The following is a 13,822-nucleotide window of genomic DNA, read 5'->3' as shown; positions in this document are numbered from 1 at the left end:
CACTCCCTCAAAGATTACCAGCACCCCGGTAGTAGACACACATGTTCAGAACACGAGATACACAGGGATTTCCCACTATGACACGACGTGGCCACAGGGAGTGCCGGCAAGGCGCGCTGGCTAACTCTTATCCGTGTCCCGGCCTGATGGTGTCTTCGACAGGATCACAACTTCGTCGCCCTGGGGAGCCGCAAGATCTGTGGTAGCAGCCGACGTTTCGTCAGTTTTTACTGCACCGGGGGGGACGGTTTTTACTGCACCAGAGGATGCAGTTTTCACCGCTCCGGGGGATACGGACGCGGGTTCGGCGAACTCAGTTGGCGCTGAGTCGGCGGCAAACTCGGCATCCTCGGCAGTGCTCTTCCCGTCCGCTGGAGCAGTGGATGGGCCGGCCTCGCCCTTCTGCAAAGTCGCGGGGTCCTCGCGCGGCGTACGGCGAAGGACCAAGAACACTACGGCGGCAAGGAAAACCACAATTGACGTCACCACGTTGATGCGTAAGCCAAGGAAATGGTTCGCCGGGTCTGAACGTAGCGTTTCAATCCAGCCGCGCCCTAGTGTGTAGCCCGCAACATAGAGCGCGAACGCCCGCCCTCCTCCGAGCTGGAACTTGCGATCGGCCCACACCACCAGCGCAGCAACACCGAGGCACCACAGCAATTCGTAAAGGAATGTTGGCTGAAACGTGCCACACAACACCTCAGGCACCGCTTTGACGTAATCGGGTGGGAACTCACAGCCAGTATTGCCCCCGATACCCCCTGCAACTCCGCCGGGAGTGCGAACAAAGATGTCGAGTCCCCAGGGCATCGTGGTCGGTGAGCCGAAGAGTTCCTGGTTGAAATAGTTTCCGACGCGCCCAATCGCCTGCGCGAGTACGAGGCCGGGCGCAATCGAGTCAGCGTAGGAACCCAGCGGTATTCCATACCGGCGGCAACCGAGCCAGGCACCCACCGCACCCAGTGCGACGGCTCCCCAGATTCCAAGTCCCCCCTCCCAAATTGCGAAGGCGCGCCAGGGATTTCGGCCGGGCCGAAAATAGAGTTGGTTATCGGTGATGACGTGATAGAGCCGTCCACCCACAATGCCGAACGGCACCGCGAACACCGATACATCGGTGATGGTGCCTGGGCGACCGCCGCGGGCAACGAACCGACGGTTACCCCACAGGATCGCCACCACAATACCGATGATGATGAACACCGCGTAGGCCCGCAGCGGGACGGGGCCGAGCTGGATGACGCCCCTGCTGGGGCTCGGAAACGAAGCAAGGTGGAAACTATCGGCGGTCGCCATCAGAACGTGGTTCATGAAGCTGTCGGTCGCTGGGACCGCCGCACACCCGCGGCGAGCTCGGACGCCAACACCGCCACCGCTGCGGAGCCCTGCTCGGCGGCGCTGGTGAACGCAGACCCGACGATGACGGCATCTGCGAAGGCGCCAATCTCAGCTGCCTGGTCGGGAGTCCGAACGCCCAGCCCCACTCCGATGGGCATGTTGGTCAGGGCCCTGCACCTGCTGACGAGTTCAGGAGCCGCGGAAGACACGGTATCCCTTGCCCCGGTAACTCCCATGGTGGAAGCCGCATACAAAAAGCCGCGCGCCGCCTCGGCCGTCAACGCGATCCGCTCATTGGGCGAGGACGGTGCGACGAGGAAAATCGGATCGATCTGGTGTTCGGTGCATGCCCGAAGCCACTGCGGAGCCTCGTCAACGATCAGGTCGGGGGTGATGACGCCGAGCCCTCCAGCGGCAGCAAGATCGCGCGCGAAGGCCTGTTCGCCGTAGGCAAGGACGGGGTTGAAATAGGTCATGACCACGGCGCGACCTCCCCGTCGTGCCACGCTTTCCACGATCGTGAAAATATCGGCAATCCGGAAACCGTTGCGTCGCGACGCTTCTGCGGCAGCTTGAATAACCCCGCCGTCCATCACCGGGTCAGAGAACGGCAGCCCCACCTCAACAAGATCACAACCACCGTCGATCAGCGCCGCGAAGTGATCGATGGACGTGGACAGATTCGGATATCCCGCGGGGAGATATCCGACCAGCGCCGCCCTGTTCTCAGCCTTCGTCGCGTCGAACATTTCTTGCAGTCGTGACACCCGGGCGGGCGCGGCATCGCGCGCTGGATCGAGCGAAGAAGCCGGAGCAGACATCAGCTCGCCCCCTGCGCCTTGGTCAGTTCGAAATACTTCATCGCTGTCTCCATGTCCTTATCGCCGCGGCCCGACACGTTGATCAACACGATTCCATCCGGGCCGATTTCGCGCGCCAAATCAAGAGCGCCCGCCACCGCATGGGCAGTTTCGATTGCCGGAATGATGCCCTCGGTGCGAGAGAGCAGCTTGAATGCCTCCATCGCTTGAGCGTCGGTTACCGGCCGATATTCGGCGCGGCCAATCTCAGCCAGGTGCGAATGCTCCGGCCCCACGCCCGGGTAGTCAAGACCGGCCGAAATTGAGTGGGACTCGATAATCTGACCCTCATCGTCCTGCATGAGATAGGAGCGGGCGCCATGCAGTACGCCGATCTGGCCGCCTGTGATGGTCGCCGCGTGCCGACCGGTTTCGACGCCGTCACCACCGGCCTCCATGCCGACTAGCCGCACCTGCGGATCATCGAGGAATGCGTGAAAGATCCCGATAGCGTTGGAGCCGCCACCGACACAGGCCGCAATCGCGTCCGGCAACCTACCGGTGAGTTGTTGAACCTGCATGCGAGCCTCTAGGCCGATGATGCGCTGGAAGTCGCGCACCATCACGGGGAACGGGTGCGGGCCGGCTACGGTGCCGAAAATATAGAAGGTGTTGTCCGCGTGCGCGACCCAATCCCGGAAGGCTTCGTTGATGGCGTCCTTCAACGTGGCCGAACCCGACTCCACTGCAACAACTTCCGCCCGAGCAGCCGCATTCGCGCAACGTTGAGCGCTTGCCGCTCGGTGTCGACGCGGCCCATGTACACCACGCATTCCAGCCCAAACAGCGCGCAGGCGGTAGCGGTCGCGACCCCGTGCTGACCAGCACCTGTCTCGGCGATGACCCGGGTTTTGCCCATCCGCTTAGCAAGGAGAGCCTGGCCCAGGACATTGTTGATCTTGTGGGAGCCGGTGTGGTTCAGGTCTTCGCGCTTCAGCAAAATCCGGGCCCCGCCCACCAATTCCGTCAACCGGATCGCGTCGGTGATCGGACTGGGGCGTCCCGCGTACGTCTCCGCGAGGCGATCCAGTTCGGCCAAAAACTCCGGGTCGCGTCTGGCCTTGCGGTAGGACTCGGCGACCTCATCGATGACGTCGACCAGGGCCTCCGGCAACCAGCGGCCACCAAAGCTTCCGAAATACCCTCGGCTATCCGGGTCGTGGCTGGTGCCGGTTATCCCATCGGAGGGTCTGGGCAACCCATCAGCGCGCGGCGCACTGAAGTTGAGTGCGGGCACAGTCTGTGTGCTGGGGTGTTCGGGGAGGAAGTGGGCACTGCTGTGCTCATGCGAGATACGCTCCGCGGTTGCTGAAAATGATTCCGGGCCAGGGCGGTCAGGACTGATACCTCAAACTACCGTGTTCGCGTCAGCGAGTGGGTCGGGGGCAAGAAGGGTGTGACCCCGCTGTCACCAGGTCGGCGACGGCCGCACGTGGATCTGCACTGGTCACAAGACCCTCACCGACCAACACGGCATCAGCGCCGACTCCGGCGTAGGCCAGAAGATCCGCGGGCCCACGGACTCCGGACTCGGCGATCTTAATCACGTCATTCGGAAGTCCCGGTGCAATCCGGGCGAAGACGTCCCGGTCGATCGTCAGGGTCTTCAAGTTGCGGGCGTTGACACCGATCACTTTGGCACCAGCCTCCAACGCGCGGTCGGCCTCGGACTCGGTGTGCACTTCCACGAGCGCGGTCATGCCCAACGATTCCACTCGATCGAGCAGACCGTGCAACACGTTCTGGTCCAGAGCGGCCACAATCAGCAACACCAGATCGGCGCCATGGGCGCGCGCCTCATGCACTTGGTAGGGGCTGACCACAAAGTCTTTGCGCAGGATCGGAATCGTGACGGCCGCGCGGACAGCGTCCAAGTCCGCGAGCGAACCGCCAAATCGGCGTTGCTCGGTGAGCACCGATATCACCCGCGCTCCGCCGTCCTCGTAAATCGCAGCAAGAGCTGCGGGGTCAGCTATCTGGGCAAGCGACCCCTTGGACGGGCTGGCACGCTTGACCTCGGCAATGACGCCGACTCCCGGCTCACGCAACACCGAAATTGCGTCCCTGGGAGGGGCCATCCGAGCGGCAGCAAGTTTGACATCTGACAGGGGGAGTGCGGATTCTCGGACCGCCAAATCGGCCCGCACTCCCTCGAGGATTGACTGCAGCACGCTCACGGGCTCGTCTCCTTGGGTAGATCAAAGGTTGTTTTTCGCGCAACTTGTACAAATCCTTGGGCAACGCTTAGGACCGCGTCATCCGTTGCTCGGTACCACCGGTTATTCATGTTGATGACGCAGGGCGACACCCGTTTCACGTCATGCTAGCGCGCCTGCGGGGGCGCCATTGCCACCGCCATCAGTAGGGTCGCCACCGAACAACACGATGAGCTCGCACCGTTGCGCACACCCTGTACGGCCTACCGACCACCGGATGGGATGTCGCCGTCACCTTGAGGTAGCCCTGCGACATCGGCGGTGGGATCTTGATGCGCATCGAGCGCCTTCCAGATTGCCACTCCGTCCAAATCTTGGTCCATAGTCACATCCTTGGCAGTGCCAGATCTGCGTTCGTACCGCGAGCCAATCGCCGATTTCTTTGCCGGGCCGGTCACCACCAGTAAACCTGCAACCGCCACCAGCAGCCCTCCGATGACCGCCATCATGGGGCCGAGGATGAAAGACACTGGCGAGCCGACCGCCTCCACCGGCCGAGCAAAATCGGTGCGCAGCGCGGACGCGGGATCGATGAGGCCGCGCCCTCCGAGCCAGAGGAGAATCAATCCGGCCACCACGATGACTCCACCGATTACCCGGCGAAGCCAGCCGCGGCTGGCCAACACCGCTCCCAACGACGCAAGTGCTGCCAGCGAGAGGGGCAGCAACGCCGTAGGCCCTTTGCTGGTGACGTCCAATTTGCCCTGCAGCTCGTCGGCAAACGTGGCCGACACCCAGCTCACAGCGGCAGAACCGGCACTCAGCGCAGCGCCTACGACGAGGGCTGTGATTGCCAGAGCAACAGAGGATGGCTTTGCACGCTTCGGGGCGCCGGAGGTGGCTTCGCCCGGTGCAGGCTTGCCAGAGTCGGCCGGATGCGGCAGCTGCGGCGTCATTCCGGCTGCCCGGTGATACTCGCTGCTGGACGCAAGGTGTTGGCAGCGGCCACCGCGAAAGTAACCGCGGCGGCTTTGTTCTGGCATTCGGCATCCTCGCTGGCCGCCACTGAATCTGCCACAATTCCCGCGCCCGCCTGGACATGCACTTTGTTGCCCCGAACCAACGCGGTGCGGATTGTAATTGCGGTGTCTGCGTCACCGTGAAAATCGAAGTAGCCAACGATGCCGCCGTAGCTACCACGCCTTGCGGGCTCCAGCTGGTCGATAATTTGCATGGCCCGCGGCTTGGGCGCGCCGGACAACGTGCCGGCCGGGAAGCAGGCTTTCAAGGCGTCAAAGGCATTTCGGCCAGCGGCGAGCCGTCCCGTCACCGTCGATACGATGTGCATGACATGGCTGTATCGCTCCACCGTGAAGAAGTCCACCACCCGGACGCTACCGGGGCTGCACACCCGACCGAGGTCGTTACGCCCCAAATCCACCAGCATGACGTGCTCGCTGCGTTCCTTGGCATCGGACAGCAGGTCCTTGGCCAGCAGCGCGTCATCCTCGTCCGTGGCGCCCCGCCCTCTGGTACCGGCGATGGGGTGCATGGTCACCTGACCATCCCGCACTGTCACGAGAGCCTCTGGCGACGAGCCCACGATGGCCACGGGCGGCGCGCTCTCATCCTCGCTCGGTACCTGCAGCAGGTACATGTAAGGACTCGGATTGGTAGCGCGCAGCGTCCGGTAGATGTCGAGCGGGCTCGCGCTCGTATCCATATCGAAGCGTTGCGATAGCACGATCTGGAATGCGTCGCCCGCCCTGATGTGTTCCTTGGCGGCTTCCACCATCTCGAAATACTCCGAAGACGTGGTTCGTTTGGTGATGACCGGCACCGGGCGGGAAAACACCATGACGGGGAGCGGGACTTGCTCGCCAAGTTGCTCCGTCATTGCGTCCAGTCGAGAGATCGCGGTGTCGTATGCCTCATCCACGCGGGCGTCGCTGGCGTCAAAGTTAATAGCGTTACTGATGAGAGTGACCGTGCCCTCGTGATGGTCAAGCGCCGCGAGGTCGGTGGTGAGCATCATCGCCAGTTCGGGAATGTGCAATTCGTCTACCGAGCCGCCGTTGATCTTCTCGAGTCTGCGCACGATGTCGTAGCCGAGGTACCCCACCAACCCGCCTGTCAGCGGGGCAGCCCAGCCAGCGGTTCCGTGTGCAACAGGCGCAACGATTCGGCCAAAGCCGTCAGAGGATCGCCTCCCGAGGGGAGACCCGCGGGCATCCGGCCGAGCCACTGTGCCTGACCGTCTTTCTCAGTCAGTACCGCAGCGGAGTTAACTCCCACGAAGGAAAAACGCGCCCATGACTTACCGGTTTCAGCCGACTCCAGCAGGAAGGTACCGGGGCGCTCGCGGGCCAGTGTTGCATAGAGGCCCACCGGCGTGAGCGAATCGGCGAGCAAAACGCGCGTTACCGGGATCACCCGCCGGTCTCGGGCCAACTGACGAAACTCCTCCCGGGTGGGGCGAATTTCCCCTAGCGTGCGCGGGGTCTGACCCGGGTGTTTGCGGGGGGTGTCTTTCTCGATCACTGGCTGTCCGGGTGCTCCTTCTACGTGCATAGCTTTATTGTCCCCTGCTCGCAGCGGCCGCTGACCCATCCGCAGCGACCGTACGATCTCGGTGTGAAAATTGTCGAGATCTCGATGCTGGACCTCGAGGCCATCGCTGCATGTGGCTGGCAGGGAACCCACACCGCGCATGTTGGCAAGTGGCTCCTTCGAGCAGGTTCCGGCTTCACCGGACGCGCTAACTCGGTACTCCCCCTCGGCGCGGCCGATAGACCCCTCGATGACGCCCTCGAGGTTGTTGATGAGTTCTATTCGCGAGCTCAGCTACCACCGCAATTCCAGCTGCCTTTCACCGCTGCAACGCCCCACCCGCTGGCTCCCTCTTTGATCGAAAGAGGCTGGCGCGCAGAGGATTTGACGAACGTCCTGACTACCTCGATAGCGGGTCTGCCCGCTGTCAGCGGTCGCCCACTGCCCCCCGCCCAATTTGCCGCCGCGCCCAACCACCGCTGGCTCAGCGGATACCTCTATCGCGGTGCTCCATTGCCGCCGGGCGCACTGGCCGTACTGACCCGGGCAGATTCGCCCGTGTTCCTCACCCTCACAGACACCGTCACGGACAGCCTGCTCGCTGTAGCGCGCGGAATCGTCACTGACGGCTGGCTTGGTATCACCGCCGTTACTGTTGCGGCGCAGCACCGAAGGCGCGGCATTGCCAGTCACGTTCTGACCGAACTCGCCGGGTGGGCGCGCCAGCGGGGCGCGCACTCGGTGTACTTACAGGTGGATGCAGGCAATGCCGCCGCGCTGGCCCTCTACCGCGGCGCCGGATTCGTCGTGCAACACCAGTACGAGTACTACCGAAAGTCTGGCTCAAGCGTGTAGCTCGGCGCAGCGAGAACCCTGCCGTCGAAACACGTTCGGCTGCCGGTGTGGCAGGCCGCGCCCTGCTGATCCACCAGCATCAGCACGGTGTCACCGTCGCAGTCGTAGCGAACTTGCAGCACTCGCTGGGTATGTCCGGAGGTCTCTCCCTTGACCCATTGCCGCTGACGGGAGCGTGAAAAGTAGGTGGCTGTCCCGGTTGTCAGCGTTGCCCGTAGTGCGGTTTCGTCCATCCACGCCACCATCAGTACCTCGAGGGTGTCGAACTGTTGGGCCACAGCGCACACCAGACCCGCTTCGTTGAAGGAGATCTCACTGATATCGAGGGGCTCTTCAGTAGGCGCCGCCTGGTCGTGGACGGGCATCATCGTGCGGGTACCGGCGTGTGGCGCACCGTCAGGCCGTGCGCATCGAGACTGTCCTTGACCTGGTGAATTCTGAATTTACCGAAGTGGAACACCGATGCGGCCAGCACCGCATCCGCGCCGGCGTCAACCGCGCCGCAAAAATGATCCAGCTCCCCCGCGCCACCGGAAGCGATCAGGGGAACCCGCACAGCAGCTCGGGCAGCTGCCAACATGGCGGTGTCGAAGCCGGCCTTGGTACCGTCCGCATCCATCGACGTCAACAGGATCTCCCCCGCCCCGGCCTCTTCTGCGCGAGCCATCCACTCAATGGCATCGATTCCGGTGCCGCGGCGACCGCCGTGGGTGGTGACCTCGAAACCCGAGGCGAGATCGATGCGCGAATCGGCGGGCACCCTACGTGCGTCCACGGCGAGGACCACGCACTGCGAGCCGAATTGCCTCGCGGCCTCGGCGATAAATTCCGGACGCGCCACAGCGGCTGAGTTAATGGACACTTTGTCCGCGCCAGCGCGGAGCAACGCGTCGATATCGGCAACCTCGCGCACGCCGCCGCCGACCGTTAATGGGATAAATACCTGTTCGGCGGTGCGCCGGATCATCTCGTAAGCTGAGTCGCGATTGTCGCTGGTGGCGGTGATGTCGAGAAACGTCAACTCATCAGCGCCCTCGGCGTCATAGAACCGGGCCATTTCCACCGGGTCCCCCGCGTCAACGAGGTCGACGAAGTTGACGCCCTTGACCACCCGTCCATTGTCGACGTCAAGACACGGAATCACGCGGATCGCCACAGCCATCCGTCTAGGTTATCTGCTTCCGGTAACAGAATTCGGCGTCTTCGCAGTCTTGGCCGCCAGCCGACTCTTGCCCCCCTCCTACTGATGAAGCATCCTGTGGGAGACGAGCACCAAAAAATGCTGCTGTGCAACGTTATGGAAGGTGCATTCATCATGAACACCCCCTTCTCGGGTCCCGCCGTCCTCGGCCTGGCGGAGCTCTCCGACGCCGAATTCGTCCAGGCTGTTGTCGCTGCCTTGACGATTCGCCCTGCATACTCCGGTGTGGCAGTCCGCGTCGGCGCCCTGCTTCACTCGGTGCCCGTAACCCCGGATATCCCTCAAGTACCTGCGCCACCTCCAGATTCACCTGGTGAATCCTCACCACCGAACCTGACGCCAACCCCGCTCAGCCCGCCGCCATCCCCGGTCACCGCTGCGCCGGTGGCCGCGCCGCGCACTCAAGGTTTTGACCCCGTAGAGCTCGTGGGGTCAGCCGTCACCGGTATTCCCACGCTGGATGAGGTTCAGGAACGAATACAGGCTCGATATTCTCGCGCGCTCGGAGCGGCCGAGCTCGCGGGGGAAGCTACGTCCGCGCAGGACTACGAGGAGAAAAAGGTACAGGCCCAGCAGGCGGCGCAGACAGCACTCGACGCTATTCGCGCAACCCTGCACCCGTAGCTCCAGGCGGGCGGTGCAGGCGCGCGACCGGGACAAGAGTCAGTACCCGGCGACGGCTTGCAGCGCCTCGGGCAGGGTGAAGTTGCCCGCATACAGCGCTTTCCCCACGATGCTGCCCTCGATCCCCAGCGACCGCAGCGTTGCCAGGGCACGAAGGTCGTCCAGGCTCGAGATTCCGCCAGAAGCTACAACCGGAGCCTTGGTTACCGCACACACTTTTTGCAGCAGCTCAATATTGGGGCCGAGGAGTGTCCCGTCCTTGGTCACATCAGTGACCACATAGCGCGCACAGCCCTGAGATTCCAGGCGGGTAATGGTTTCCCAGATGTCGCCGCCGTCCTGGGTCCAACCACGCGCGGCCAGGGTGGATCCCCGAACGTCGAGCCCAATTGCAATCTTGTCCCCGAATTCGCTAATAATCTTGGCGCACCATTCGGGGTTTTCCAAGGCTGCGGTGCCAATATTGACGCGCGTGCAGCCGGTGGCCAACGCCGCCGCCAAGGACTCGTCATCCCTGATGCCGCCGCTCATCTCGACCTTAATATCGAGCCTGCCGACGACCTCGGCGAGCAGATCCGCGTTGGTACCACGGCCAAATGCGGCATCTAGATCAACCAGGTGGACCCATTCGGCGCCGTCCTGCTGCCACGCCAGAGCAGCTTCCAGCGGCGAGCCGTAGGAGGTCTCCGTTCCGGCTCGGCCTTGGACCAGGCGAACAGCTTGGGCATCGGCCACGTCAACTGCGGGCAGGAGTTCGAATCGCACGCGCCTTAGACTACTTTGCCCCCGGCACGGTCCGAGCCAACTCCCGTCAGGGCCGCGATTGCGGCCCGGACGGGAGCTGGCCTGGCAAGCTCTGCTAATCAGGCCTGTCCGTGGTCCCGCACCACCGCCAGCAGGGCTTGAGCAGCGCGCCACGCATCGTGGAAAGTGCAGTAGAACGGCGCAGGTGCGAAACGAATAACGTCGGGCTTTCGGGCATCCGCGATCACGCCGTGCTCATGCCGGAGCCAGCTGGATACGTCGCCCGCATCCAACCCCGACACCCGGATTGAGAGCTGGGAGCCACGTCGCTCCGGGTCCCGCGGAGTGATGATCTTGATCGGAGCGTCCTGACCGATGGCGTCCAGCAACGATTCTAAATATGCGGTCAGGCGAACACTTTTCGCGCGCAGCCGATCGAAGCCTGCTTCGTCAAACATCTCCAGCGATGCGAGCACCGGCACCAAAGCAAGAATCGGCTGACAGGAAAGCTGCCACGAATCGGCGGTGTCCGGGGCGTCAATTTCTGCTTCCATGGCAAAGCGGGTTTCATCTCGGTTACCCCACCACCCTTGCAACTTCGGCAGCGAGGAATCTGCAAGATGCTTTTCGTGCACGAAGCACGCGGCGATCGCGCCCGGCCCGGAGTTGATGTATTTGTAGTTGCACCAAGCCGCCCAATCGACGTCCCAGTCGTGCAATTTAAGCTCGACGTTGCCGGCGGCATGCGCCAGATCCCAACCGACGACCGCTCCTGCCGCGTGGCCAGCCGCGGTGATCTTTTCGATCTCCATCAGTTCGCCGGAGAGGTAGTTGATACCGCCAAACATCAACATCGCCACCGTGTGCCCCTCCTGGGCAAGAAAGTCGAGAACGTCATCGGTACGCAAGCAGTCTTCGCCAGCCCGCGGCTTCAGTCGGATGACGGCCACGTCAGGATCGAAGCCGTGGAAGGACGCCTGGCTGCGTGCCGCGTAACTATCGGAGGGAAACGCCGAATCCTCAATGACGATCGCGTACCGCTCCGCTGTCGGCCGGTAGAAGCTGATCATCATGAGGTGCAGGTTCACGGTGAGCGTGTTCATCACGGTGACCTCCGATTCACGCGCCCCCACGAGGCGAGAGGTAGGGCCACGCATCAACTGGTGGGAAGGGATCCACGGGCGAGTTGCCTCGAGGTGCCCCTCCACTCCGAGCCGCGCCCAGTCGTCCAATTCTGTGAGCACCCGATCGCGTGCCCGTAACGGCTGAACACCCAGCGAATTGCCTGCCATATAGGAGGTTTCGGGGTAAGCCCCCCGGTTGCAGCTGGAATCGTGAACTCAGAGCGGCGAGTCGGAAATTCGTCAGTTGCATCAAGCTTGCGGGCGTAGGCCTCGCTCGTGTCCATCACACTTACTGCCGTCATTGTGGCTCCATTGTCGTTGCTGCATGGTGGGTTTCGATCTGCGCCGCCGAACCGACGACGGCGTGGACGTGCTCTCGGGCGGTGGCACCGAGCAGTTCTTGTAAGCGGGCAAACAACGCGACCCCAGCCGCCCCGCGGTAGGAAGCTGGCAGCAGCTCCGAAGGTAGCGCCGGGTCGAGGTAGGGAATCCCGTGCCAGGCGTGGACGACTAGCAGGTGCTGGGCAAAGACTTCGTCAGCTCGCTGGCCGAAGTGGACGGAGAGCGGGGAAAATTCGTTGAGGAAATCGTCATACCGCTGACTCAATTCTTCGAAATCCCACCACTGTAGAACTGCCTCACGCAGTGGCATGGCAGGGTCTGGGGCGTCGCCGAGCATGATCGTCACGTGCTCGGAAAGTCCTTTCTCCTTCAGGACCTCCCGGGTTTCGCCCGCAAGATGTCCCGGCCCCACCCACACACCCGGAGCGAGCAGGCCACAACCCAGCCACGTCAGCTCGGTGCGGATTTGATGGCGCAGCTGCCGATGCTGCTCCGGTACCGAGAACACCACCAACATCCACGGATCCCGCGAGTCCATTTGCCGGTAGCCGTAAATACGCCTATCCCCCGAGCCAGCATCACAGCCGCGCCGTCGGTGAGCCGATAACCCACTCGGTCATCCCGTTTGGCCGATTCCAGCAGACCTGTGGTTTTGGCGCGCGCAATTGCCGACCGGGTCGCGGTAGCGGTGGAGCCTACCTGGGCCAAAAGGACACCCAGATCGGCCGCGGCTATCCAGCCACCGAGATCCCGTAGGTGTACTCCGATGAAAGTACGCAGCAGTGAACCGGCCGTGGCGACCATCCCCTACATACCGACTTCGGTGCGGACTGCGTACAGCTCCGGAAAGAACGTGAGATCCAGGGCTTTTCGCAAAAAATCAACACCACTGGAGCCGCCGGTGCCGCGTTTGAAACCGATTGTTCGTTCCACCGTCTTCATATGACGGAACCGCCAAAGCTGGAAATTCTCCTCCAAGTCCACCAACTCTTCGCAGGCCTCGTACGCCTCCCACTGGTCCGTGGCGTTTTCATAAATCTTGCGGAAGACCGTGACCAACTCGGGGGTGAACACGTGCGCCGTCGTCAAGTCCCTGGTCAAAATGGACTCGGGAATATCATGACCGTGCCGATGGAGGTAGCGGAGAAACTCGTCGTAAATACTGGGTTGTTCCAACAATTCCGCCAGCATCCGGTGCACTGCCGGGTCGTGTTCGAAGACCTTCAGCATCGGTGCATTCTTGTTACCGAGTAGGAACTCCACGGCGCGGTACTGATGCGACTGAAAGCCGGATGAGGTTCCCAGAAAACCGCGAAATTGAGAATATTCCGTGGGGGTCAACGTCGCTAGAACCGACCACTGTTCTGTGAGCGTCCGCTGAATATGCTTCACCCTAGCCAGCTGTTTGAGCGCCGGACGAAGTTCGTCGACGGCGAGGCAGTCGCGGACCGATCTCAATTCGTGAAGCACCAGTTTGAGCCAGAGCTCTGACGTCTGGTGCTGGATGATGAAAAGTAATTCGTCGTGGTGTTCAGGGCGTGAGATCAGGTGCTGGGATGCCAAAAGCTCGTCCAAGTGCAAATACTGGCTGTAGGAAAGGTTTTGGCGGAAGTCCTGCACCACGCCCTCTTCAATCGCCCTCGTGTTGTCTGCGGTCATGACGCTCCCTCGATCGTGTCGGTATCGCCCATGCGCAGAAAATCGGGCCCGCAGGTCCGCACCAGAGTACGTCCGCGTTGGTGTCATTTTTCGACTATCGTCACAATATCGACACAAATGGGATTTGGGAAGGCCATCAGCCAACAACGCGTTCTGCACGACGCGAAAATCCCCCAACCTCGGTATCCGTCAGGGACAATGGACTAGGCACGGTACAAGCCGGGACACCACTTCACTGAGGAAAGGCGGATCAGGAGCCTTATGGCGACATGGCACTGCATGATGTGCGCTCACCCCGTCTCTGATTCCGTCTGCTCCCACTGCGGCGCCGCTCAGATCGTTAATCAATCGCTGGGCGGATCCCCGAGC

At 62.4% G+C, this 13,822-nt stretch carries 12 protein-coding genes and 3 pseudogenes; 2 read left to right on the top strand and 13 right to left on the bottom strand.

Features of this window, described 5'->3' with window-relative positions:
* Positions 1-120: 120 nt before the first annotated feature.
* The 6 genes and pseudogenes from lgt to EH165_RS16135 form a co-directional block, all read right to left on the bottom strand.
* Positions 121-1,311, bottom strand: coding sequence for a prolipoprotein diacylglyceryl transferase (gene lgt / locus EH165_RS06670; protein ID WP_239020742.1), 1,191 nt, complete (start codon positions 1,309-1,311; stop codon positions 121-123).
* Positions 1,308-2,159: a tryptophan synthase subunit alpha gene (gene trpA / locus EH165_RS06665; RefSeq protein WP_124798690.1), complete on the bottom strand. Its 852-nt coding sequence runs from the start codon at positions 2,157-2,159 to the stop codon at positions 1,308-1,310. Before trpA ends, lgt begins: the two co-directional genes overlap by 4 nt.
* A pseudogene (gene trpB / locus EH165_RS06660) lies at positions 2,159-3,396 on the bottom strand (tryptophan synthase subunit beta). The gene trpA and the pseudogene trpB overlap by 1 nt, the downstream one beginning before the upstream one ends.
* Positions 3,397-3,565: 169 nt before the next feature.
* Complete coding sequence (gene trpC / locus EH165_RS06655; protein ID WP_206426141.1) at positions 3,566-4,375, bottom strand: indole-3-glycerol phosphate synthase TrpC; 810 nt, start codon at positions 4,373-4,375, stop codon at positions 3,566-3,568.
* Positions 4,376-4,617: 242 nt separating this feature from the next.
* The gene (locus EH165_RS06650; RefSeq protein ID WP_164479141.1) at positions 4,618-5,310 is read right to left on the bottom strand and encodes a Trp biosynthesis-associated membrane protein; all 693 of its coding nucleotides are present in this window, start codon (positions 5,308-5,310) and stop codon (positions 4,618-4,620) included.
* Positions 5,307-6,925: pseudogene (locus EH165_RS16135) on the bottom strand (anthranilate synthase component I). Before EH165_RS16135 ends, EH165_RS06650 begins: the two are co-directional and overlap by 4 nt.
* Before the next feature lie 63 nt (positions 6,926-6,988).
* Between EH165_RS16135 and EH165_RS06640 the strand changes: the two are divergent.
* Entirely contained in the window at positions 6,989-7,759 is a 771-nt protein-coding gene (locus tag EH165_RS06640) for a GNAT family N-acetyltransferase (protein ID WP_124798686.1), read from the top strand.
* Here EH165_RS06640 and hisI read toward each other — a convergent pair.
* Both hisI and hisF read right to left on the bottom strand, forming a co-directional pair.
* Positions 7,732-8,124, bottom strand: a complete 393-nt coding sequence (gene hisI / locus EH165_RS06635) for a phosphoribosyl-AMP cyclohydrolase (RefSeq protein ID WP_124800354.1) — start codon at positions 8,122-8,124, stop codon at positions 7,732-7,734. The genes EH165_RS06640 and hisI overlap by 28 nt on opposite strands.
* Entirely contained in the window at positions 8,124-8,921 is a 798-nt protein-coding gene (gene hisF, locus EH165_RS06630; RefSeq protein WP_124798684.1) for an imidazole glycerol phosphate synthase subunit HisF, read from the bottom strand. Before hisF ends, hisI begins: the two co-directional genes overlap by 1 nt.
* A 153-nt stretch (positions 8,922-9,074) precedes the next feature.
* Between hisF and EH165_RS06625 the strand changes: the two genes are divergently transcribed.
* A complete protein-coding gene (locus tag EH165_RS06625) occupies positions 9,075-9,584 on the top strand; it encodes a hypothetical protein (protein WP_124798682.1) in 510 nt (169 codons plus the stop codon).
* 39 nt (positions 9,585-9,623) lie between these two features.
* Here EH165_RS06625 and priA read toward each other — a convergent pair whose 3' ends face one another.
* The 5 genes and pseudogenes from priA to kynA all read right to left on the bottom strand — a co-directional run bounded on the left by priA (position 9,624) and on the right by kynA (position 13,453).
* Positions 9,624-10,349 (bottom strand): bifunctional 1-(5-phosphoribosyl)-5-((5-phosphoribosylamino)methylideneamino)imidazole-4-carboxamide isomerase/phosphoribosylanthranilate isomerase PriA, encoded by a 726-nt coding sequence (gene priA / locus EH165_RS06620; protein WP_124798680.1) that lies wholly within the window; start codon positions 10,347-10,349, stop codon positions 9,624-9,626.
* Between the two features lie 98 nt (positions 10,350-10,447).
* A pseudogene (kynU, locus tag EH165_RS06615) lies at positions 10,448-11,736 on the bottom strand (kynureninase).
* A 14-nt stretch (positions 11,737-11,750) separates the two neighbouring features.
* Positions 11,751-12,332, bottom strand: coding sequence for a PaaX family transcriptional regulator (locus EH165_RS06610; protein ID WP_124798679.1), 582 nt, complete (start codon positions 12,330-12,332; stop codon positions 11,751-11,753).
* The gene (locus tag EH165_RS16815) at positions 12,245-12,598 is read right to left on the bottom strand and encodes a hypothetical protein (protein ID WP_124798677.1); all 354 of its coding nucleotides are present in this window, start codon (positions 12,596-12,598) and stop codon (positions 12,245-12,247) included. Before EH165_RS16815 ends, EH165_RS06610 begins: the two co-directional genes overlap by 88 nt.
* Before the next feature lie 3 nt (positions 12,599-12,601).
* Positions 12,602-13,453: a tryptophan 2,3-dioxygenase gene (kynA, locus tag EH165_RS06600; RefSeq protein WP_124798675.1), complete on the bottom strand. Its 852-nt coding sequence runs from the start codon at positions 13,451-13,453 to the stop codon at positions 12,602-12,604.
* Positions 13,454-13,822 lie beyond the last annotated feature (369 nt).

Source organism: Nakamurella antarctica (genome assembly GCF_003860405.1).
Lineage (GTDB): Bacteria > Actinomycetota > Actinomycetes > Mycobacteriales > Nakamurellaceae > Nakamurella > Nakamurella antarctica.
This window is presented reverse-complemented; position numbering and strand designations above follow the sequence as displayed.

What these genes read in the sequence shown, in the direction of transcription:
- lgt (WP_239020742.1), bottom strand. Translation starts at nt 1,311, where the DNA reads ATGAACCACGTTCTGATGGCGACCGCCGATAGTTTCCACCTTGCTTCG.
- EH165_RS06625 (WP_124798682.1), top strand. Translation starts at nt 9,075, where the DNA reads ATGAACACCCCCTTCTCGGGTCCCGCCGTCCTCGGCCTGGCGGAGCTC.
- EH165_RS06610 (WP_124798679.1), bottom strand. Translation starts at nt 12,332, where the DNA reads ATGGACTCGCGGGATCCGTGGATGTTGGTGGTGTTCTCGGTACCGGAG.
- EH165_RS06650 (WP_164479141.1), bottom strand. Translation starts at nt 5,310, where the DNA reads ATGACGCCGCAGCTGCCGCATCCGGCCGACTCTGGCAAGCCTGCACCG.
- trpA (WP_124798690.1), bottom strand. Translation starts at nt 2,159, where the DNA reads ATGTCTGCTCCGGCTTCTTCGCTCGATCCAGCGCGCGATGCCGCGCCC.
- EH165_RS16815 (WP_124798677.1), bottom strand. Translation starts at nt 12,598, where the DNA reads ATGGTCGCCACGGCCGGTTCACTGCTGCGTACTTTCATCGGAGTACAC.
- hisI (WP_124800354.1), bottom strand. Translation starts at nt 8,124, where the DNA reads ATGCCCGTCCACGACCAGGCGGCGCCTACTGAAGAGCCCCTCGATATC.
- kynA (WP_124798675.1), bottom strand. Translation starts at nt 13,453, where the DNA reads ATGACCGCAGACAACACGAGGGCGATTGAAGAGGGCGTGGTGCAGGAC.
- hisF (WP_124798684.1), bottom strand. Translation starts at nt 8,921, where the DNA reads ATGGCTGTGGCGATCCGCGTGATTCCGTGTCTTGACGTCGACAATGGA.